The organism is Mycoplana azooxidifex (assembly GCF_014196765.1).
Classification (GTDB): Bacteria; Pseudomonadota; Alphaproteobacteria; order Rhizobiales; family Rhizobiaceae; genus Mycoplana; species Mycoplana azooxidifex.
On the sequence record NZ_JACIEE010000004.1, the window covers coordinates 488184 to 508401 of the forward strand.

At 62.5% G+C, this 20218-nt stretch carries 20 protein-coding genes; 9 read left to right on the forward strand and 11 right to left on the reverse strand.

The annotated features are described in order from the left end of the window. Positions 1–126: 126 nt before the first annotated feature. On the reverse strand, positions 127–786 hold the full coding sequence (locus GGQ64_RS11475) for a YggS family pyridoxal phosphate-dependent enzyme (RefSeq protein ID WP_183803949.1): 660 nt from the start codon (positions 784–786) through the stop codon (positions 127–129). A 211-nt stretch (positions 787–997) separates the two neighbouring features. Between GGQ64_RS11475 and leuS the strand changes: the two genes are divergently transcribed. Genes leuS through holA form a run of 3 tightly spaced genes read left to right on the forward strand, consistent with a single transcriptional unit; the run spans position 998 to position 5180 of the window. Then, the gene (leuS, locus tag GGQ64_RS11480; RefSeq protein WP_183803965.1) at positions 998–3628 is read left to right on the forward strand and encodes a leucine--tRNA ligase; all 2631 of its coding nucleotides are present in this window, start codon (positions 998–1000) and stop codon (positions 3626–3628) included. Continuing rightward, on the forward strand, positions 3615–4139 hold the full coding sequence (gene lptE, locus GGQ64_RS11485; RefSeq protein WP_183803968.1) for an LPS assembly lipoprotein LptE: 525 nt from the start codon (positions 3615–3617) through the stop codon (positions 4137–4139). Before leuS ends, lptE begins: the two co-directional genes overlap by 14 nt. Before the next feature lie 6 nt (positions 4140–4145). Beyond that, positions 4146–5180, forward strand: coding sequence for a DNA polymerase III subunit delta (gene holA / locus GGQ64_RS11490; RefSeq protein WP_183803972.1), 1035 nt, complete (start codon positions 4146–4148; stop codon positions 5178–5180). A gap of 153 nt (positions 5181–5333) precedes the next feature. Here holA and GGQ64_RS11495 read toward each other — a convergent pair whose 3' ends face one another. From GGQ64_RS11495 to hemE, 8 genes are all read right to left on the reverse strand, one after another. After that, entirely contained in the window at positions 5334–6227 is an 894-nt protein-coding gene (locus GGQ64_RS11495; protein ID WP_183803976.1) for a ParB/RepB/Spo0J family partition protein, read from the reverse strand. A gap of 21 nt (positions 6228–6248) precedes the next feature. After that, positions 6249–7043 carry a ParA family protein gene (locus tag GGQ64_RS11500; protein WP_183803979.1) on the reverse strand — a complete coding sequence of 265 codons (795 nt, stop codon included), beginning with the start codon at positions 7041–7043 and terminating at the stop codon, positions 6249–6251. A gap of 13 nt (positions 7044–7056) precedes the next feature. Next, positions 7057–7677, reverse strand: coding sequence for a 16S rRNA (guanine(527)-N(7))-methyltransferase RsmG (locus GGQ64_RS11505; protein WP_183804299.1), 621 nt, complete (start codon positions 7675–7677; stop codon positions 7057–7059). Between the two features lie 11 nt (positions 7678–7688). After that, complete coding sequence (mnmG, locus tag GGQ64_RS11510) at positions 7689–9569, reverse strand: tRNA uridine-5-carboxymethylaminomethyl(34) synthesis enzyme MnmG (RefSeq protein WP_425488507.1); 1881 nt, start codon at positions 9567–9569, stop codon at positions 7689–7691. 81 nt (positions 9570–9650) lie between these two features. Then, positions 9651–10970, reverse strand: a complete 1320-nt coding sequence (gene mnmE, locus GGQ64_RS11515) for a tRNA uridine-5-carboxymethylaminomethyl(34) synthesis GTPase MnmE (protein WP_183803982.1) — start codon at positions 10968–10970, stop codon at positions 9651–9653. A gap of 205 nt (positions 10971–11175) precedes the next feature. Then, on the reverse strand, positions 11176–12441 hold the full coding sequence (gene rho, locus GGQ64_RS11520) for a transcription termination factor Rho (RefSeq protein WP_183803985.1): 1266 nt from the start codon (positions 12439–12441) through the stop codon (positions 11176–11178). Between the two features lie 196 nt (positions 12442–12637). After that, positions 12638–13180, reverse strand: a complete 543-nt coding sequence (gene hemJ / locus GGQ64_RS11525) for a protoporphyrinogen oxidase HemJ (RefSeq protein WP_183804305.1) — start codon at positions 13178–13180, stop codon at positions 12638–12640. Further along, positions 13177–14205: a uroporphyrinogen decarboxylase gene (gene hemE, locus GGQ64_RS11530; protein WP_183803988.1), complete on the reverse strand. Its 1029-nt coding sequence runs from the start codon at positions 14203–14205 to the stop codon at positions 13177–13179. The genes hemJ and hemE overlap by 4 nt, the downstream gene beginning before the upstream one ends. A gap of 406 nt (positions 14206–14611) precedes the next feature. Between hemE and GGQ64_RS11535 the strand changes: the two genes are divergently transcribed. Genes GGQ64_RS11535 through dnaQ form a run of 5 tightly spaced genes read left to right on the forward strand, consistent with a single transcriptional unit; the run spans position 14612 to position 18231 of the window. Continuing rightward, the gene (locus GGQ64_RS11535) at positions 14612–15433 is read left to right on the forward strand and encodes a pyruvate, phosphate dikinase/phosphoenolpyruvate synthase regulator (RefSeq protein ID WP_183803991.1); all 822 of its coding nucleotides are present in this window, start codon (positions 14612–14614) and stop codon (positions 15431–15433) included. A gap of 40 nt (positions 15434–15473) precedes the next feature. Then, positions 15474–16073, forward strand: coding sequence for a Maf-like protein (locus tag GGQ64_RS11540; RefSeq protein ID WP_183803994.1), 600 nt, complete (start codon positions 15474–15476; stop codon positions 16071–16073). Next, positions 16066–16920, forward strand: coding sequence for a shikimate dehydrogenase (locus GGQ64_RS11545; RefSeq protein WP_183803997.1), 855 nt, complete (start codon positions 16066–16068; stop codon positions 16918–16920). The genes GGQ64_RS11540 and GGQ64_RS11545 overlap by 8 nt, the downstream gene beginning before the upstream one ends. Continuing rightward, positions 16917–17516, forward strand: a complete 600-nt coding sequence (coaE, locus tag GGQ64_RS11550; protein WP_183804000.1) for a dephospho-CoA kinase — start codon at positions 16917–16919, stop codon at positions 17514–17516. Before GGQ64_RS11545 ends, coaE begins: the two co-directional genes overlap by 4 nt. Further along, positions 17509–18231 carry a DNA polymerase III subunit epsilon gene (gene dnaQ / locus GGQ64_RS11555; RefSeq protein ID WP_183804003.1) on the forward strand — a complete coding sequence of 241 codons (723 nt, stop codon included), beginning with the start codon at positions 17509–17511 and terminating at the stop codon, positions 18229–18231. The genes coaE and dnaQ overlap by 8 nt, the downstream gene beginning before the upstream one ends. Positions 18232–18288: 57 nt before the next feature. Here dnaQ and secB read toward each other — a convergent pair whose 3' ends face one another. Then, a complete protein-coding gene (gene secB, locus GGQ64_RS11560) occupies positions 18289–18774 on the reverse strand; it encodes a protein-export chaperone SecB (RefSeq protein WP_183804006.1) in 486 nt (161 codons plus the stop codon). Between the two features lie 91 nt (positions 18775–18865). Next, complete coding sequence (locus tag GGQ64_RS11565; RefSeq protein WP_183804010.1) at positions 18866–19324, reverse strand: FxsA family protein; 459 nt, start codon at positions 19322–19324, stop codon at positions 18866–18868. 183 nt (positions 19325–19507) lie between these two features. Here GGQ64_RS11565 and GGQ64_RS11570 point away from each other — a divergent pair, with 183 nt between their 5' ends. After that, on the forward strand, positions 19508–20212 hold the full coding sequence (locus tag GGQ64_RS11570) for a Tim44/TimA family putative adaptor protein (RefSeq protein ID WP_183804013.1): 705 nt from the start codon (positions 19508–19510) through the stop codon (positions 20210–20212). The last annotated feature ends 6 nt before the right edge of the window (positions 20213–20218 follow it).

The following is a 20218-nucleotide window of genomic DNA, read 5'->3' on the forward strand; positions in this document are numbered from 1 at the left end:
ATCGCTGACGGTACCTCCGGCAAAGAGAATAGGAGACAGTCCCGCAACGGGGAAGCCAGACCAAAGGGCTAGGACCTTTTGCGTGCAGATTCTCGGCCGATCAACCGCAAGACATCTGCGGCGCCGTCAGCGCGTGCCGAAGATGGCCGAGCCCACCCGCACGCTGGTCGCACCGAAAGCGATTGCCGTCTCGTAGTCTCCGGACATCCCCATCGACAGCTGGGCGACGCCTGCCTTCCGCGCGAGCTTGGCCAGCAGGGCAAAATGCGGCCCCGGGTTTTCGTCTGCCGGCGGAATGCACATCAGCCCCTCGACGGAGAGCCCGAGCTCGTCGCGGCAGAGGGCGACGAAAGCAACCACGTCGTCCGGCGCGATCCCGGCCTTCTGCGGTTCCAGGCCGGTATTGACCTGGACGTAGAGGCGCACCGTTCGGGACTGTCGCACCATCTCCGACGCGATGGCCCGCGCGATCTTTTCCCGGTCGACCGTTTCGATGACGTCGAAGAGCGCCACCGCCTCGGCGGCCTTGTTGGATTGCAGCGGGCCGATCAGGTGCAGTTCGATCGCCCCGGTCTCGGCGCGCAGGGCCGGCCATTTGCCGTGCGCCTCCTGGACCCGGTTCTCGCCGAAGACGCGCTGACCGGTCGCGATCGCAGGACGAATGGCATCCGCATCGAACGTCTTCGATACGGCCACCAGCGTGACCTCGCCCAAAGGATGCCCAGCGGTGGCGGCAGCCTTGCGGATGCGATTGCGAACCTCGCTCAGGCGCTCTTCCAGTTCCATTTTCGCCTCCGATACCTATCTATGCCTCGGACCTAACCAAATCGCCTTGTCTTGCCAAGTCCGGAGCCAACTCCGGATGCTCAGACCGGACGCCCCGCCTCGAGGCCCGGAAAGGTCGTGAAAACTTGACGCTACGGCGGTTTCATGGTGAAGGTCTCGCCACATATTCTCATGGGCTTTGCCCTTCAATCTTTCCGGAAATATCGACGACATGGCCACCGAACGTTACAACCCGCGCGATGCCGAGCCCCGCTGGCAGGCGAAATGGAACGATGAGAACGTCTTCCTGACGAAGAACGAGGATCCGCGGGAAAAGTACTACGTCCTCGAGATGTTTCCCTATCCGTCCGGGCGCATCCACATGGGCCACGTGCGCAACTACGCGATGGGCGATGTCGTCGCCCGCTACAAGCGGGCCCGCGGTTTCAACGTGCTGCATCCGATGGGCTGGGACGCCTTCGGCATGCCGGCCGAGAACGCTGCGATGGAGCGCGGCGTCCATCCGGCCTCCTGGACCTACCAGAACATCGCCTCCATGAAGGCACAGCTGAAGGCCATGGGGCTCTCGCTGGACTGGTCGCGCGAGTTCGCGACCTGCGACGTCGAGTACTACCAGCACCAGCAGCATCTGTTCCTCGACTTCCTGGAGAAGGGCCTCGTCTACCGCAAGCAGTCCAAGGTCAACTGGGACCCGGTCGACAACACCGTTCTCGCCAACGAGCAGGTGATCGACGGGCGCGGCTGGCGTTCGGGCGCGCTGGTAGAACAGCGCGAGCTGACCCAGTGGTTCTTCAAGATCACCGACTTCTCCGAGGACCTGCTGGACTCCCTGGAGCATCTCGACCAGTGGCCGGAGAAAGTCCGGCTGATGCAGAAGAACTGGATCGGCCGCTCCGAGGGCCTCTCGATCCGCTGGGAGATCAGCGATCGCGCCGGACTGACGGACGAGAACGAGGTCACGGTCTACACGACGCGGCCCGATACGCTCTTCGGCGCATCCTTCATGGCGATCTCCGCCGACCATCCGCTGGCCCGGGACGCCGCCGCCCATAATGCCGAGATCGCCGCCTTCTGCGAGGAATGCCGACGCGCCGGCACCTCGCTGGCCGCGCTCGAGACGGCCGAGAAGAAGGGCATCGACACCGGCATCCGTGTCCGCCATCCCTTCGACGCGGACTGGGAGCTGCCGGTCTACGTGGCGAATTTCGTGCTGATGGATTACGGCACGGGCGCGATCTTCGGCTGCCCCTCCGGCGACCAGCGCGATCTCGATTTCGCCCGCAAATACGACCTGCCCGTCGTTCCGGTCGTCATGCCGCAGGGCGGCGACGCTGCAGCGTTTACCATCGGCGAAGAGGCCTATGTCGGCGACGGCGTGATGATCAATTCCCGCTTCCTCGATGGGCTGTCCACCGAGGCCGCCTTCGAAAGCGTGGCCGACAAGCTGGCGGCAACCCCGATCGGCAACGCGCCGCAAGGCGAGCGCAAGGTGAACTTCCGCCTGCGCGACTGGGGTATCTCACGCCAGCGCTACTGGGGCTGCCCGATCCCGATCATCCATTGCGAGGACTGCGGCGTCGTGCCGGTTCCAAAGAAGGACCTGCCGGTAAAGCTGCCGGACGACGTCACCTTCGACAGCCCCGGCAATCCGCTGGACCGGCATCCGACCTGGCGTCACGTGGCCTGCCCGCAATGCGGCAAGGACGCCCGCCGGGAAACCGACACGATGGACACGTTCGTCGATTCGTCCTGGTATTTCACTCGCTTCACCGCCCCCTGGGAAAGCCGGCCTACCGATCCCGCAGCCGCGGATGCATGGCTCCCGGTCGACCAGTATATCGGCGGCATCGAGCATGCGATCCTGCACCTGCTCTATTCCCGCTTCTTCACCCGTGCCATGCAGGTGGCCGGCCATGTGGACCTGAAGGAGCCCTTCAAGGGCCTCTTCACGCAGGGCATGGTCGTTCACGAGACCTATAGCCGCGGCGAGGGCGCGAAACGCGAATGGGTGACGCCGGCAGAGGTCCGCATCGAGGAGATAGATGGCGCGCGCCGCGCCGTGCACGTCGAATCCGGCGAAGAGATCGCGATTGGTTCCATCGAGAAGATGTCGAAGTCGAGGAAGAACGTTGTCGATCCCGACGACATCATCGCCTCCTACGGTGCCGACACCGCCCGCTTCTTCGTGCTCTCCGATTCGCCGCCGGATCGCGACGTGATCTGGTCGGAGGCCGGCGTCGAAGGCGCCCACCGTTTTGTCCAGCGCGTCTGGCGACTGGTCTCGGAAGCGGCCGAAGCACTTTCCGCGGCGCCCCCCGCGGCCGGAACCGTAGGTGAAGCGCTGGCGCTGTCGCGGACCGCGCACAAGGCTCTGAAGGCGGTGCAGGCGGACTACGACAAGCTCGCCTTCAACAAGGCGGTCGCCAGGATCTACGAGTACGTCAACGCGCTGGCGGCGCCGCTGACCTCGGCCGCCGACGGCAAGTCGGACGCGGAGATGAACGCGGCGCTGCGCAATGCCGTGGAAATCCTCATCGCTATCGTCGCACCGATGATGCCGCATCTGGCGGAAGAATGCTGGAAGACCATAGGCTGCCATGATCTCGTCGCGCGGTCCGGCTGGCCGGTCTATGACGAGGCGCTTGTTGCGGAGAATGAAATCACGCTGCCTGTGCAGATCAACGGCAAGAAGCGTGGTGATTTGACAATTGCCCGCGATGCGGATCAGATGGCCATTGAATCGGCCGTTCTGGCCCTCGAATCGGTTCAGGCCGCGCTCGGCGGCAAGACACCCAAGAAGATAATCGTGGTTCCGCAGAGGATCGTGAATGTTGTTGTCTGAGGCGTCACGCAGGAGAGGGCTGTTTGCATCCGCGGCCGGCCTGATCGGTCTTGTTCTGTTGTCCGGCTGCCAGGTCAAGCCGCTCTATTCGAACGGGTCGACCGTTGCCCAGTCGGCGGCGTCGATTTCCATTTCCGACGCTGAGGACCGTGTCGAGCAAAGGGTTCGCAACGAGCTGATCTTCCTTCTCGCGGGCGGCAGGGGCGAACCGGCCAACCCGACCTATCATCTGGAGATGGACGTCAATTCCCGCGATGTCGGCGTTCTTTTGTCGCAGGATGACGACGTCGCGCGGGCCGGCCGCCTGGTGCTGACCGCAGACTATAACCTGACGCTTGTGGAATCCGGCGAAACAATTCGCTCCGGCCGCCGGCAGGTTGTCGCGCTCGTCGACTTCCCGGTCCAGGAATTTGCCAAGCTCAGGGCGGTCCGGGACGCGGAAAATCGCGCCGCAAGAGAGATGGCTGAGCTGATTCGCGCAGATCTTTCAGCGGCCCTTGCCAAGCGATAGCCGGCTATGACGGAGATCAAGTCTCACGAGTTCGAGGGCTTTCTCCAGCGAGCGCCGCGATCCGGCGGGATATTCCTGATCTACGGTCCCGACCGAGGCCTTGTCTCGGAACGCGCGGGACAACTTGCGCGCATGACCGGCGTGCCACTCGATGACGCGTTCTCGGTCCTTCGGACCACCGCATCGGACCTTGTCGGGCAGCCCGGGCGCCTGCTCGACGAGATGAATGCGATTGGATTGTTCGGCGGAGACCGGCTCGTGTGGCTGAAGGACGCCGGCAACGAGAAGCCGCTCATCGAGGCGATCGATATTCTCGACAAGGAGCCACCCAGGGGCTGCAGCCTGATCATCGAGGCCGGTGACCTGAAGAAAGGGGCGGGCCTGCGAAAGGCCGTCGAGGGCTCGAGGGCCGCCATTGCCATACCTTGCTATGCGGACGATACGCGCGCGCTCAGCACGCTCATAGACACAGAGCTGGAGGCTGCCGGCCTTCGCATCGTACCCGCGGCGCGGCAGCGACTCATGGAATCGATCGGCGGCGACCGGCTTGCCTCGCGCAACGAGGTGCGCAAACTCGCCCTCTATTGTCACGGCCGGAATGTCGTCGAGGAGGAGGACGTTATGGCCGCGATCGGCGACGCCAGCGCCATCTCGGTCGATGACGCCGTCGATGCGATCCTGAAGGGAGACAACGGCGCATTTCTCAGCGCCATGCAGAAGATCATGTCGTCGAAGACGCCCGTCTTCCTCGTGTTGCAGGCCTGCCTGCGGCAGTTCCAGTTGCTCGAACTGATGCGCGCCGAGATGGATGAGAAGCGGACCAACGCCTCCCAGGTCATCGCGACGTTGGGTCGTCAGCTTCACTTTCGTCGCAAGCCGGTTGTCGAGCAGGCCTTGCGGAAATGGTCCCTGCCGGCCCTCCGTCGGGAGACCGCCCGATTGCAATCCGCCATCTTGCAATCCCGCCAGCGCTCGTCGCTGGAAGGCACGATCGCCTTGCAGACGCTGTTGTCCACCGTACTTCAATCGGCTCGAGGCTGAACCAACCCCGTGACGGTCTCCGCGAGTAGTCCGCAGAGGCGATGACACTCGGCCATTCCGTGTGAGATGTGCGCGAACAGGGGTCGGATCATCACACTGCTGACGGGTACAGCGCCGAGGCTGCGAGCCCCCGGAGGGACGCGTCCTCAAGCTTCAGCGCCGCTCGAGCAGCCTGCAGATTTCTTCCAGTTGTTCGAGGGTCTTATAGTTGATCCGCAGGTAGCCGCCGTTCGCCTTGTGGCTGACGGTCACATCCAGCCCGAGGCTGTCGGAGAGCGTGCGCTCCAACGCGACCGTATCGGCGTCCTTCTCATCCCTGGCCGCTTCCTTCCGGCCGTGATCCGGATCCGACTGTGCCTTGATGTCGTTCTGCGCCATCCGCTCGGCATCGCGCACCGACAGGCCCTTGGCAACGATCGCCTTGGCCAGGCCAACCGGATCGGACGTCGGCACCAGCGCGCGCGCGTGGCCCGCCGAAAGGGCGCCTGACGCCAGCATGTCCCGCACAGGATCGGGCAGCTTCAGGAGGCGCAGGCTATTGGCGACATGGCTCCGGCTCTTGCCGATGATTTCACCGAGATCGTTTTGGGTATAGCCATGCTCGGCGATCAGCTGATCATAACCCAGCGCCTCTTCGAGCGGGTTCAGGTCTGAACGCTGGACGTTCTCGACAATGGCGATCTCAAGCGCAGTGCGATCATCGACGTTGCGGACGATCACGGGGATCTCCACGAAGCCGGCAAGCTGCGCTGCCCGCCAGCGACGCTCGCCGGCGATGATCTCGTAGCGCTCGGGAGCGATCGTGCGGGCCACCACCGGCTGGACGATGCCGTGCTGCCGGATCGATGCGGCGAGGTCCTGCAGCTCGGATTCATCGAAGTAGCGGCGCGGATTGCGCGGATTGCGCCCGACGAACTCGATCGGCACCATACGGTCCGGATTGACAGGCGCCGACTGCGATGTTCCCATCGCCACCGGCTGGTCCATTTCCCCGATCAAAGCCGCTAGGCCGCGTCCCAGTCTCCGCTTGGAGTTGTCGTCGCTCATATACTCTACTTCCGATAGAGGTCAGGCGGCCTTCCGCTGCCGTTCCCGTTGGATAACTTCCGAGGCAAGCTGAAGATAGGCCTGGCTGCCTGCGCACTTCAGATCGTAGAGGATAGCCGGCTTACCATAGGATGGGGCCTCGGAGACGCGGACATTTCTCGGGATAAGCGTGTGATACACCTTCTCGCCGAGGTGAGTCCGAACGTCGTTTACCACCTGCAGCGCAAGATTATTGCGCGCATCGTACATGGTCAGAACGATACCCTGAATGTCCAGGGATGGGTTCACCGTGCGCCGGATCTGGTCCACCGTCTCCAGCAGTTGGCTGAGACCCTCCAGTGCGAAGAACTCGCATTGCAGCGGGACCAAGACAGAATGGGCCGCGGTCATCGCATTCATGGTCAGCAGGTTGAAGGAAGGCGGGCAATCGACGAGGATGTAGGAATACTCCGCCGCATCGTCCGCAAACAGGGCTCGCCTCAGGCGAAACACCCGGTCACTCTCGCCTGCTATCTCCATCTCGATTCCGAGAAGGTCCATGGTCGAAGGCAGGATCGACAGGTTCGGAACGACCGTCTGCTGGACGATCTCGGCGATCCCGTGGGTGCCCATCAACAAATCGTAGGAGGAGAGCTTGCGATCGCGTCGGTCGATTCCAAGGCCTGTACTGGCGTTTCCCTGGGGATCCAGGTCCACGATCAACACGCGCTCACCGATCGCAGCCAGTGCCGTTGCCAGATTGATGGCTGTCGTGGTCTTCCCCACGCCGCCCTTCTGGTTCGCTATGGTGATAATGCGGTTCGATAGGCTTGCCATATTGGATCCGCCGTCACTGACTGATGCGCGAGAGCCCCGTTATTTCCAGCACGACAGAATCATGCTCAACGACGCTTTCGCGTTTTATCAGATCAAAGCGCCAACGACCACGCGCTTTGTCGACTTCGGTTCGATAATCCCGGCCTTTGTGAAAGAATGCCCGACAATCTGCATTTCTGCTCATCCACGGCTCGATGAAGTCCAGCAGCAGGGGAAGTTCAGCGAGCGCGCGCGCCGATATGGCATCGCAGTCCTGGATGATTGCAGGCGCTGTCTCGATCCGGACCGGATGGACGCTCGCGCGGGCGCCGGTTTCGGTGATCGCCTGCCGGAGGAAGGCCGCTTTCTTATTGCTGCTCTCGACCAGATGAACCCAGCCGCCGCCAGACTCCAGAAGCAGGATTGCGGTAATGATGCCCGGGAAACCCCCGCCGCTCCCGAGATCGATCCAGGTCAGCGGCGCCGGGCAGAGCGAATGGATCTGCGCGCTGTCGCGGATATGCCGCGCACCAAAGTCATCCAGAGTGGAGGGTGCGACCAAATTGATGGTCTTAGCCCACTTATCGAAAAGGGCGATGAACTTGCGGAGGCGCCGCTCCGTTTCACGTGAAACATTCAAGTCCGAAAGAGAGATATCCTCAGCTTTCATCCCGCCAGGCTCCGATGCTGTTCGTCGGATTGAGCGCGGCGCAGGGCCGTCAACAGCAGCGAGATCGCCGCTGGGGTCATCCCATCGATACGCGCGGCCTGGGCGACGTTCGCCGGCCTGTCTCGCGTCAACTTCAGACGCAGCTCATTCGAAAGGCCCGGCAGATCGTCAAAACTGAAATCGGACGGGATCGCCCGTTCCTCTTCGCGCCGCACATCGGCAATATCCGCCGCCTGCCGATCCATATAGACCGCATAAGACGCCTCTATCTCAAGCGCTTCCCTGGTTCGGGGGTCCATCCCCTTCAATTCCGGCCAGACCTGTACCAGCGATTTGATCGAGTGCTCGTTGTAGGACAGCAGTTCGTAGGCACTCCGTCGCTGCCCGTCCTGATTGATTCTAATTCCATGATTCAATGCCTGATTGGGCGTCAGCCGTAGCGACTTGACGAGATCGCGGCACCGGTCGAGCTCGGCTTGCCAGGTCAGGAAACGCTCACGGCGCGCGTGGCCCGCGATGCCCAGTTCGATCGCTACGGGCGTCAACCTGAGATCGGCGTTGTCGGCGCGAAGCGACAGCCGATACTCAGCCCGCGACGTGAACATGCGGTAAGGCTCCGCGACGCCGCGCGAGGTCAAGTCGTCGATCATCACCCCGATATAGCTGTCCGTGCGGCTGAAATGGTGCTGTTGCAGGCCACCGACCTTGCGCGCCGCATTGAGGCCGGCGACAAGCCCCTGGGCCGCCGCCTCCTCATAGCCGGTCGTCCCGTTGATCTGCCCCGCCAGGAACAGTCCGGGAAGCTTTATGACTTCCAGACCCAGCGTCAACTCCCGCGGATCGACGTGATCATACTCGATCGCGTAGCCGGGCTGCAGGATCTCGACATGCTCCAGGCCGGGGATGGTGCGGATGAACTCGCTCTGGACCGCCGCCGGCAAAGACGTGGAGATGCCATTCGGATAGACTGTGTCGTCATCCAGGCCCTCGGGCTCCAGAAAAATCTGATGTCCGTCACGCTCACCGAAGCGAACGATCTTGTCCTCGATCGAAGGGCAATAGCGCGGCCCGACACCTTTGATCTGGCCCGAATACATGGCCGACTGGCTGATGTTGTCCTCGATAATCCGGTGTGTCGCCGATGTGGTCCGCGTCACGCCGCATTCGACCTGCGGATTGGTGATTGCGTCCGTCATGAACGAGAAGGGGATCGGGTCGCTATCGGCCGCCTGCTGGCCAATCCGGTTCCAGGCAATCGTCCGCCCCGATAGCCGGGCCGGCGTGCCCGTCTTCAGACGACCGAGACGCAGACCGAACCGCGCCAGCGTCGTTGACAGGCCCAGGGAGGGCTGTTCGCCCATGCGACCAGCCGGAGTCGTTTCGGATCCAAGATGAATGAGGCCACGAAGAAACGTTCCCGTCGTCAGCACGACGGCAGCACAACCGATGCGGCGTCCGTCACCGGCGATCACGGCACTGATCTGCTCGTTGACGGAGAGTTCGATGTCGAACGCGTCGCCTTCGATTACATCGAGATGGGAGATTGCCGCGATCTCAGCTTGCATCGCCTCGCGATAGAGCCGGCGATCCGCCTGGGTCCGCGGCCCGCGCACCGCTGGGCCCTTGCGGCGATTGAGAAGGCGGAACTGGATCCCGGCGCGGTCCGCCACGCGACCCATCAGCCCATCCAGCGCATCGACCTCGCGGACGAGATGTCCTTTCCCCAATCCACCGATTGCGGGATTGCACGACATGACGCCGATCGTATCCCGTGAATGGGTCAGTAGCGCTGTGCGCGCGCCAGTGCGTGCAGAAGCCGAGGCCGCTTCGCAACCGGCATGGCCGCCGCCAATGACAATGACATCATAATTCACGATGATATCCTTAGGTTTACTCGCCACGTTTCACGTGAAACACGAGATTAGACTCGCATATGGTGTAGTCGTGTTTCACGTGAATCACTTCCCGATGCAGAATTCTGCGAAGATCACATCTAGCAAATTCTCCACATCCACGCGACCGGTGATCCTCCCGATCTCATTCGCGGCCAGCCGGAGATTTTCCGCCTGCAGCTCGAGCTCGTTCAATGGGAGCGACAGTGCCTCCTCCAGCGCCCGTAGCGTCAACCTCAGCGCCTCGTTATGGCGGTCGCGCGAAGGAACGGCGAAGGCATTGTATTGACCCAGTTGAGGCAGGTGTCCGCGAATCCGCTCCAACAGCCCATCGATGCCATCCCCCGTCAGAGTAGACACGGAGACGACAGAAGGAGCGACATCACTTCGCGGATGAATGTCAGCCTTGGAGGCGACATAGATGGTGGCGACTGCCCCCTCCATATCGGCCGTGCCCGGCATCTCGCCCCTGTCGAGGAGCCGGAGGATCAGATCCGCCTGCGCCATTGCGGATCTGGCGCGCCGGATGCCCTCCCTTTCCACCACCTCGTCGGTCTCCCGTATTCCGGCGGTGTCCAGCACGCGGACCGCGAAACCGTCGAGGTCGAGATCGACGGAAACGATGTCTCGCGTCGTTCCCGGAATGTCGGTGACGATGGCCACGTCACGCTTGGCCAGATAGTTGATGAGGCTCGATTTGCCGACATTCGGCGGACCGGCGATGACGACGGTCAAACCATCGCGAATGATCTCGCCAGTGCGGCTGCCCGCCAGATGAGCGCGAAGCTCTCCACCGAGTGCGACAAGATCGTCACGAACCGTCTGACCGACCGCACCAGGCACATCTTCCTCATCGGCGAAGTCGAGTTCCGCTTCTATCATTGCCCGCGCGTAGGTCAGCCTCCGGGCCCAATCGTCGTAGAGGCGGGAGACGCCACCCGATGCGTGCTCCAGAGCCAGGCGGCGCTGCATTTCCGTCTGCGCAGCGACGATATCCGCGAGCCCCTCGATCTCGACGAGATCGAGCTTGCCGTTGTGAAAGGCACGACGGCTGAATTCACCGGCGTCCGCAGCTCGCAGCCCGGGAAACTCGGCGAGGGCGTCGAGCACGGCCCTGACGGTGGCGCGACCGCCATGAACATGTAGCTCGGCCGAATCTTCTCCGGTAAAGGATGCGGGACCCGGAAAGTGGATGACGAGCCCCTGATCCAGAAATAGACCGTTTCGGGACCGAATCGAGCGCAACTCTGCACGCCTGGGCGCCGGCAGCGACCCCGTCATCGTACGGATCACGGACGCACTATCAGGCCCGCTGACGCGGACAACGCCAACGCCAGAGGGGAGCCCCCCGCTCGAAAGCGCGAAGATGGTGTCGTTTCCGACCATGTGTCACCCGGGAGTGCGGAGAATTCGGTTTCGATCGCGCAGTCGTTGGGCGATCAACCAGTCGGCGCACGCAATACACGAATGCGGCCGTAGCGTCCAGTATGGAAGCATAGCTCCGACTTGGTTTGGTAGATACGGAAAAGGCGGAACCCAGAAGGTTCCGCCTTATTCACCACAGAATCCGAAGAAAAATCCGGCTTACCATTTAGGTGTTCATTGAATCGAAGAAGTCGCCGTTGTTCTTCGTCTGCTTCAATTTGTCGATCAGGAACTCGATAGCGTCGGTCGTCCCCATGGGTGCCAGAATGCGGCGAAGCACGAAGATCTTCTGCAGATCCTGACGCGGTACGAGCAGGTCCTCCTTGCGGGTACCGGACTTGAGAATGTCCATGGCCGGGAAGATCCGCTTGTCGGCGACCTTGCGATCGAGCACGATTTCGGAGTTGCCCGTACCCTTGAACTCTTCGAAGATCACCTCGTCCATGCGGCTTCCGGTGTCGATCAGCGCCGTTGCGATGATCGTCAGCGAGCCGCCTTCCTCGATGTTGCGCGCCGCACCGAAGAACCGCTTCGGCCGCTGCAGCGCATTGGCATCGACACCACCGGTCAAGACCTTGCCGGAAGACGGAACGACGGTGTTGTAGGCGCGTCCGAGGCGGGTGATCGAATCAAGCAGGATCACGACGTCGCGGCCGTGCTCGACCAGGCGCTTGGCCTTTTCGATCACCATCTCAGCGACCTGCACGTGCCGCGTCGCAGGCTCGTCGAAGGTCGACGAGACGACCTCGCCCTTCACGGAACGCTGCATGTCGGTGACTTCTTCCGGGCGCTCGTCGATCAGAAGAACGATGAGATAGCACTCGGGATGATTGGCGGTGATCGAATGCGCGATGTTCTGCAACAGAACGGTCTTGCCGGTGCGCGGCGGTGCTACGATCAACCCGCGCTGACCCTTACCGAGCGGCGCCACGAGATCGATGACACGGGGAGAGAGGTCCTTCGACGTCGGTACCTCCAGCTCCATCTTGAAGCGCTCGTCGGGATAGAGCGGCGTCAGATTGTCGAAATGAACCTTGTGGCGGATCTTCTCCGGATCGTCGAAGTTGATCGTGTTGACCTTCAGCAGCGCGAAGTAGCGCTCGCCTTCCTTCGGCCCGCGGATCGGCCCCTCGACCGTATCGCCGGTCTTCAGCGAGAAGCGCCGGATCTGGGAGGGGGAAATGTAGATGTCGTCGGGACCCGGGAGATAGTTCGCATTCGCCGAGCGCAGAAAGCCGAACCCGTCCTGGAGAACCTCGACCACGCCTTCGCCGATGATCTCCGTGTCCTGCGCCGCCAGCATCTTCAGGATCGCGAACATCAGCTCCTGCTTGCGCATCGTGCTGGCGTTTTCGACCTCGAGCGACTCCGCAAATGCCAGGAGATCGGTCGGCGTCTTGTTTTTCAGTTCTTGTAGCTTCATTTCAGCCATGAAGGGGGACCATGCGTGATTTCAGGATTGGGGATTGGCGTGCGGGTCAAGACTGAGCTGCAGGGAGGCAGTTCACGATGCGGGATACACATGCCACGAGAGATGAGATAACGCGAAAATAGCGATTCAGGGCAACGCCTGCAAGGGCCTCGTAAATTTTCCCGAGAATGGACCCGGCCGGATCCGTAAGGCGTCCTCAGAACGGCTTTACCACGGCTAGCATCACGATCGCAATCATCAAAAGCGCCGGCATTTCGTTGAGAAACCGCCATTGGCGCGCGGTGATCCTGTTGTCGTCCCGCGCGAAGGCCTTGACTGACCGGCCGAAAAAGACGTGCACCCCGGTCAGGAGCAGCACAAGCACCAGCTTTCCGTGCAGCCAGCCGCCATGGAAGCCATAGACTGACCAGGCGAGATAGAGGCCCAGCAACCAGGTCAGCATCATCGCCGGGTTCATGATGACCCGGTAGAGCCGCCGTTCCATCACCTTGAACGTCTCGGACGCCTCGGAGCCGCGGGCGGCGTCGCTGTGATAGATGAACAGGCGCGGCAGGTAGAGCAACCCCGCCATCCAGGAGATCACCGCAACGATGTGCAACGCCTTCAGCCAGAGGTAGAGATTCTCCGGCGGATGGAAAACAAGCGCCACAACTCCGAGCGTGAACAGGACGATGACGACCGCCGCCCGGATCCGGGCATGCCGGCCGACCGTGGGGCCCGTCTGGCGCTCGCTCATCAGACCTGTCCCCGCACCCGCCGAACCAGCGCTGCTACATTCGCCGGGTCCGCCTGCGGCGTTATGCCGTGGCCGAGATTGAAGATCAGCGGACCGTTGCCCAGCGCATCCAGGATGGCGTCGATCCCTTCGTTGAGCGCAGCACCGCCGGCAACGACGCGCTGCGGATCGAGGTTGCCCTGCACCGGGCCGTCCTTCTGGAGCTCGGCCGCCAACGACAGCGGGATCGTCCAGTCCAGCCCGATCGCATCCGCCCCGGTGCCCTGGCGATAGTCCTTCAGGAACAGCCCAGCGCCCTTGGCAAACGCAATAATCTTCGCCTGTGGTCGCTGCGCCCGCACGAGATCGACGATACGCCGGACCGGCTTCACCGCATAGGCGGCAAACTCGGCCTCGCCGAGCACGCCCGCCCAGGAATCGAAGATCTGCACGGCATCCGCCCCCGCGTCGAGCTGGGCCACCAGATATTCCGCCGATTTCTCTGCCAGGATGTCGAGCAGGGCGGCAAAGGCCTTAGGTTCCTTGTAGGCGAAGAACCGCGTCGGTGCCTGGTCCGGCGTCCCGTGCCCGGCGATCATGTAGGTCGCCACCGTCCAGGGCGCACCACAGAAGCCGAGCAGGGCTGTCTCCTGCGGCAGTTCGCGCCGGAGACGGCGGACAGTCTCGATCACCGGGGAAAGATGGTCCATCACCGGCATCGATGCCAGCGGGCGGATCTCGTCGATCTCCAGCGGCCTCAGGCGCGGTCCAGTGCCCTCGTCGAAGCGAACCTCGCGCTTCAGGGCGTCAGGAATGACCAGGATGTCGGAGAACAGGATCGCCGCATCGAAAGCGTAGCGCCGGATCGGCTGCAGAGTGACCTCCACGGCATGATCCGGCGAATAACAGAGATCGAGGAAACTTCCGGCCTTGGCCCGCGTTTGCCTGTACTCCGGCAGATAGCGCCCCGCCTGCCTCATCAGCCACAAGGGAGGAGGGGAGATCGTTTTTCCGTTCAGGACTTCGACGATTTTTCGCGTGCCGGTCATCGCCTTTGCGCGCTCCCTCTAAACAAAGAAATCTATATTGAAGAGGTTTCTATTTCTTAGAGTCGGTGACTATCAAGGATTAAATTCCCTCCACATAAAGCCATGGAGATCCCTCGGCCGCATTTGTAACGGGAGAGATCTCGCGGCAAATCGGCGTCGATGTGGACAGGTGAGAAAAGGCGGCGGATTCAGAGCCTTAAAGGACCGAGCGATCCGAACATCCTGTGGACAGCATCCGCAATCGCGTGACACAATGTCACTCGCCGCGATTTGTCCACATCCGACCCGGTCCGTTTTCCAGCGAAACCCGTTTTGTGGAAAAGTCGGCAGTTTTCCACGAGGCGGCGCCTGAAGCCGCCGAACCGGCTCTCCTGTCCCGGCCTGTCAACAGCCCACGGAGGATCATGTGGAGAACCCGAAAAACTACTTTCACCTTCACCTGATCTCCGATTCGACTGGCGAGACGCTGATTGCGGCCGGGCGCGCCGCTGCGGCCCAGTTCCAGGCCTCACAGGCGCTGGAACACGTCTATCCGCTCATTCGCAACAGGAAGCAGCTGACGCCGGTGCTCGACGCGATCGACACGGCCCCCGGCATCGTCCTCTATACGATCGTCGACAGCGAGCTTTCGGCCATCATCGACCAGCGCTGCCGCGAAATGGGCTTGCCCTGCGTCTCGGTCCTCGAACCCATCATCGATGTGTTCCAAACCTATCTCGGCGCGGTCTCGCGCCGCCGTGTCGGCGCCCAGCATGTGATGGATGCGGAGTACTTCGCCCGCATCGAGGCGCTCAACTTCACCATGGACCACGATGACGGACAGCTGCCCGCGGACCTCGAGGAGGCCGACGTCATCCTCGTCGGCATCAGCCGCACCTCGAAGACGCCGACGAGCATCTACCTCGCCAATCGCGGCATCAAGACGGCCAATATTCCGATCGTGCTCGGCGTGCCGCTGCCGGAGCGATTGTCGCAGGTCGACAAGCCGCTCGTGGTGGGATTGATCGCCACGACCGATCGCGTCGCCCAGGTAAGGCAGAACCGGGTTCTCGGATCGGCCAAGGATTTCAAGGGGGAGGACTATACCGACCGGGCCCAGATCGCCGAAGAATTGAAGTATGCCCGCTCGCTCTGCGCCCGCAACAATTGGCCGCTCATCGACGTCACCCGCCGGTCGATCGAGGAGACGGCTGCGGCAATTGTTGCTCTCAGGCCCAGACTTCGCTAGTCCCGCTGAGTGAAAACCGGGACCGCCCATGACCAAACCCATGACCAAGCCTCTTATTCTCGCATCCCAGAGCCCGTTCCGTCGCGCGTTGATGGAAAATGCCGGGCTCACCTTCAAGGCCATTGCCGCAGAGATCGACGAACGTGCGATCGAGGTCGAGCTGGAACGGCTGTCGCCTACACCCTCCGAGACCGCGCTTCATCTGGCCGAGGCGAAGGCCAGGGCCGTCGGCGCGACCAATCCGGGCTGCCTCGTCATCGGATCCGACCAGACCCTGTCGCTCGGGGGCCGCGTGTTTCACAAGCCGGCCGACCTTGAAGACGCGAGGGAGCATCTCGCGGCCCTTTCCGGCAAGACCCACGCGCTGAACAGCGGCGTGGTGATCGTCGCGGACGGCGAGGTCAAATGGCGGCATGTGTCCACGGCGCGGCTGACCATGCGGCCGCTCACCGAGGCTTTCATAGACCGGCATCTGGCGCGGGTTGGTGACAAGGTGCTGAGAAGCGTGGGCGCCTATCAGATGGAAGGCGAGGGGATCCAGCTGTTCGAGGGCATAGACGGTGACTATTTCACGATCATCGGCCTGCCGATGCTGCCACTCCTCGCCCAACTGAGAGCGATGGGGGCGATCGATGCGTGATTCACGTGAAACATTGGTTAACAGCGCCTTCGTCGTCGGCCATCCGATCAACCATTCGCGCTCGCCGTTGATCCATGGATACTGGCTGGACAAGCTCGGGATTGCCGGGAGCTACACGCGGCTCGACGTTCCGCCGGAGGCATTCGCCGCATTCTTCTCGGACCTGAAGAATGGCCGCTTCGTCGGCGGCAACGTGACCATCCCGCACAAGGAAGCCGCATTCCGTCTGGCGGATCGGCCGGATGAACGCAGCGAGGAGCTTGGCGCCTGCAACACGGTGTGGCTGGAAGACGGCCTGGTCCATGCCACCAACACCGATGGCTACGGCTTCGTGGCCAATCTCGACGAACGGGCGCCCGGTTGGGATCGCATCGATCGCGCCGTCGTCCTGGGTGCCGGAGGCGCGAGCCGAGCCGTGCTCCAGGCATTGCGCGACCGCGGCATCGGGGAGATCCATGTCGTCAATCGCACCGTCGGCCGTGCCCGGGAGCTGGCCGACTGGTTCGGCGACAGGCTGCATGCCCATCCCGTCGACGCCCTCGCCGAGGTGATGAGCGGAGCCGCGCTCTTCGTCAACACGACCTCGCTCGGAATGGATGGAATGCCTGCGCCGGAACTCGACTTCGACCGCCTGGCGCGCGGCGCGATCGTGACCGACATTGTCTACGTTCCGCTGAAGACGCCCTTCCTGGCGCAGGCGGAGCGCCACGGCCTGAAGACGGTCGACGGGCTCGGCATGCTCCTGCATCAGGCCGCACCCGGTTTCGAAAAATGGTTCGGCGTGCGGCCCACGGTCGATGACGACCTTCGCCGGCGAATCATAGCCGATATGGAGGGCCACGGATGATCGTCCTCGGTCTTACCGGCTCGATCGGAACCGGCAAGTCGACGACCGCCGGCATGTTCCGCGAACTCGGCGTGCCCGTGCATGATGCCGATGCGACGGTCCACACGCTCTATCAGGGAGAGGCAGTCGGCCCCGTCGGCGCGGCGTTTCCAGCTGCGATCAAGGGCGGCATCGTCGATCGCAAGGCACTGGCGGCAGAGCTAGCAGCCCGGCCGGCCGGCTTTTCCCGGCTGGAGGCCATCGTCCACCCGCTGGTTCGCCAGAAGGAGGCGGATTTTCTCTGGAGGCAACGGGCGGCCGGGTCATCCCTCGTCGTGCTCGATATCCCGCTGCTGTTCGAAACCGGCGCCGACGAGCGTGTCGACAAGGTTCTGGTGGTGACTTGCGAACCCGAATTGCAGCGCCAGCGCGTGCTCGCCCGTCCGGGGATGACGGAAGAAAAGTTCGCGATGCTGATGGCAAGGCAGATGCCGGATGCGGAGAAGCGGCAGCGAGCGGATTTTGTGGTCAAGTCCGACAACGGTCTTGAAGACGCACGCAAACAGGTGAAACTCATCGTCGACATCTTGAAGGGGAAAAGCGGCGCCCATGCGTGAAATCATCTTCGATACGGAAACGACCGGCCTGGATAATCGTGCTGATCGGATCATCGAAATCGGCGGCATCGAACTCGACAATCACTTTCCCACCGGCCGGACCTTCCATGTCTACATCAATCCGGGCGACAGGAAGGTCCATCCCGACGCGCTTGCGATCCACGGCATCACCGACGAGTCGCTGAAGGATAAGCCGCTCTTCTCCGGCATCGTCGCCGAGTTGCAGGACTTCTTCGGCGATGCGCGCTGGGTCGCGCACAACGCCAACTTCGACATGGGCTTCATCAATGCCGAGTTCGAGCGCCTCGGCATCCCGCCGGTTCCGAGCGATCGCGTGACGGACACGCTTGCCTTGGCGCGGCGCAAGCATCCGATGGGACCGAACTCACTGGATGCGCTCTGCCGGCGCTACGGTATCGACAATTCCCACCGCACCAAGCACGGCGCCCTTCTCGACTCCGAGCTTCTCGCCGAGGTGTATATCGAGATGATCGGCGGCCGTCAGGCCGCGCTCGGCCTTGCAGTAGCCGAACAGCGGGAACGGCTCGACCAGGCAGATGGCGAAGAGATCGTCCTGCCGATCGCCCAACGCCCGCGCCCGCTGCCGGATCGCATCAGTGAAGCCGATCTGGCAGCACATGCGGCCATGGTGGCGAAGATGAAAGACAAGGCGATCTGGCTGCAATACCAGCAGTCTGCGGGTGACCAGGAGTAGTCCGGAACGCAAAACGCCCGGCGGTGCCGGGCGCTCTCGACTGGATCGAATGGTCGATCAGTTCGTATTGCTTGCGACCTTGGCCTTGAGCTGCTCTTCGGCCATGCGCTGCTGGAACATCTGTGCAAAATCGATCGGGTCGATCATCAGCGGCGGGAAGCCGCCGTTGCGGGTGGCATCGGCGATGATCTGGCGGGCGAACGGGAACAGCAGCCGAGGGGCCTCGATGAAGAGGACCGGCAGCATGTGCTCCTGCGGGAAGCCCACGATCCGGAACACGCCGCCATAGGCGAGTTCGGCGTTGAACAGGACCTTGCTGTCGTCCTTGGCTTCGGCGGTGAGCGACAGCACCACGTCGAACTCGGTTTCCGACAGCGGGTTGGCGTTCACATTGACGTTGATGTTGATCGAGGGAGCCTTGTCGCGCGCCTGCAGCGAGCGCGGGGCGCCCGGGTTTTCAAAGGAAAGATCCTTCACATACTGTGCCAGGATATTAATGGACGGGCTGGCCGCGCTGTTGGCGGGTGCATTGTCGGTTGCCATGGGACTTTCCTCGGGGACATAAAATCGTGGCAGCCATCTAGCATTTCGCCGGGGGGCTTACAACCCTGCGGCCCGCGCGCCGCCGAAGGGGTCACTGCTGGTCGTCGCGCCTGTAGTCGTCCGAATCGAGGTCGATCGTTCTCGGCTTCGCAGGCGGTGGATCGCGCGGCTGTGCAGCGGCATCGACATTGACGACGACCACGCGGGAGGCGAGGCGCCGGGCAACGAGGCGGCGGAAGAACGGCACGAGCAGAAAGAGGCCGATCGCGTCGGTAATGAACCCCGGGACGATCAGAAGTAGCCCGGCGAGCAGCACCAAGGCGGTCCCGAAGAAGCGTTCGGCGGGCATGTCGCGGGGCAGATCGCGCTGCCTGAGCCTGGTGAGCGCCTGGAATCCCTGCCGGCGCAGGACGATCATGCCGATAATCACGGAAGCGACGACGAGGAGCAGCGTATAGGCGATACCGATATGCCGCCCGACGAAGACGAAGCCCGCTATCTCGAGAAATGGAAGCAAAAGCAGCAGGATGGCTGTGATCGATCGGGTCATGTTCTCTGGCCTGGTCTCCTGCGCCGAGGGATAATCAGCGGTCTTTGTCCCCGGACGGAACGTCGCGGTCAAGGTTAAGTGATGCTTATTCGTACAATCGCCTCGGCTTCGATTTGAAGATTGGGCTTTTGCGGATTATATGGGGGGCAACTCAGAAAAGATGAACGGCGGTTCCGGATCGACATGGGCTCATTCGACTTTGTAACGATTTTCTTCCTCGTGGCGGCGGTGGTGATATTCCTGCAGCTGCGCAATGTACTCGGCCGACGTACGGGGAATGAAAAACCGCCGTTTGACCCCTATTCGCGTCGCGACCCCGCCGACCCGGCCGCCGCTCCCGAACGCGGCAAGGTCGTTACGCTGCCGCGCCGGGATGGAACCGAAGGCGAAGAGGGCGCCTATGCCAGCGTCGATGCCTTCACGCCCGCCGGAACGCCGCTCAACGAATCGCTCCGCCGCGTGGTGGACAGAGATCCGTCCTTCAATCCGAAGGAGTTCGTCAACGGCGCGAAGCTTGCCTACGAGATGGTCGTCGTCGCCTTTGCCGACGGTGACCGCAAGACGCTGAAAAACCTCCTGTCCCGCGAGGTCTACGAAGGCTTCGACGCCGCCATCGCCGACCGCGAGGCCAAGGGCGAGGTGGTCAAGTCCAACTTCGTCGGCATCGAGAAGGCGGACATCGTATCGGCCGAAGCCAAGGACAACGAGGTCAATGTCACGGTGCGCGTCATCAGCCAGCTGATCTCGGCGACCTACGACAAGGCGGGCAAGCTGACGGACGGCGATGCCGACACGGTGGCCGAGGTCAACGACCTTTGGACTTTCGCTCGCGACATCCGCTCGCGCGATCCGAACTGGAAGCTGATCGCCACCGAATCCGAAGGCTGATCGGCG

What these genes read in the sequence shown, in the direction of transcription:
- GGQ64_RS11495 (WP_183803976.1), bottom strand. Translation starts at nt 6,227, where the DNA reads ATGAGCGACGACAACTCCAAGCGGAGACTGGGACGCGGCCTAGCGGCT.
- GGQ64_RS11545 (WP_183803997.1), top strand. Translation starts at nt 16,066, where the DNA reads ATGCGTGATTCACGTGAAACATTGGTTAACAGCGCCTTCGTCGTCGGC.
- dnaQ (WP_183804003.1), top strand. Translation starts at nt 17,509, where the DNA reads ATGCGTGAAATCATCTTCGATACGGAAACGACCGGCCTGGATAATCGT.
- GGQ64_RS11565 (WP_183804010.1), bottom strand. Translation starts at nt 19,324, where the DNA reads ATGACCCGATCGATCACAGCCATCCTGCTGCTTTTGCTTCCATTTCTC.
- mnmE (WP_183803982.1), bottom strand. Translation starts at nt 10,970, where the DNA reads ATGGTCGGAAACGACACCATCTTCGCGCTTTCGAGCGGGGGGCTCCCC.
- secB (WP_183804006.1), bottom strand. Translation starts at nt 18,774, where the DNA reads ATGGCAACCGACAATGCACCCGCCAACAGCGCGGCCAGCCCGTCCATT.
- GGQ64_RS11540 (WP_183803994.1), top strand. Translation starts at nt 15,474, where the DNA reads ATGACCAAGCCTCTTATTCTCGCATCCCAGAGCCCGTTCCGTCGCGCG.
- lptE (WP_183803968.1), top strand. Translation starts at nt 3,615, where the DNA reads ATGTTGTTGTCTGAGGCGTCACGCAGGAGAGGGCTGTTTGCATCCGCG.
- GGQ64_RS11570 (WP_183804013.1), top strand. Translation starts at nt 19,508, where the DNA reads ATGGGCTCATTCGACTTTGTAACGATTTTCTTCCTCGTGGCGGCGGTG.
- hemE (WP_183803988.1), bottom strand. Translation starts at nt 14,205, where the DNA reads ATGACCGGCACGCGAAAAATCGTCGAAGTCCTGAACGGAAAAACGATC.
- holA (WP_183803972.1), top strand. Translation starts at nt 4,146, where the DNA reads ATGACGGAGATCAAGTCTCACGAGTTCGAGGGCTTTCTCCAGCGAGCG.
- GGQ64_RS11475 (WP_183803949.1), bottom strand. Translation starts at nt 786, where the DNA reads ATGGAACTGGAAGAGCGCCTGAGCGAGGTTCGCAATCGCATCCGCAAG.
- GGQ64_RS11500 (WP_183803979.1), bottom strand. Translation starts at nt 7,043, where the DNA reads ATGGCAAGCCTATCGAACCGCATTATCACCATAGCGAACCAGAAGGGC.
- leuS (WP_183803965.1), top strand. Translation starts at nt 998, where the DNA reads ATGGCCACCGAACGTTACAACCCGCGCGATGCCGAGCCCCGCTGGCAG.
- rho (WP_183803985.1), bottom strand. Translation starts at nt 12,441, where the DNA reads ATGGCTGAAATGAAGCTACAAGAACTGAAAAACAAGACGCCGACCGAT.
- coaE (WP_183804000.1), top strand. Translation starts at nt 16,917, where the DNA reads ATGATCGTCCTCGGTCTTACCGGCTCGATCGGAACCGGCAAGTCGACG.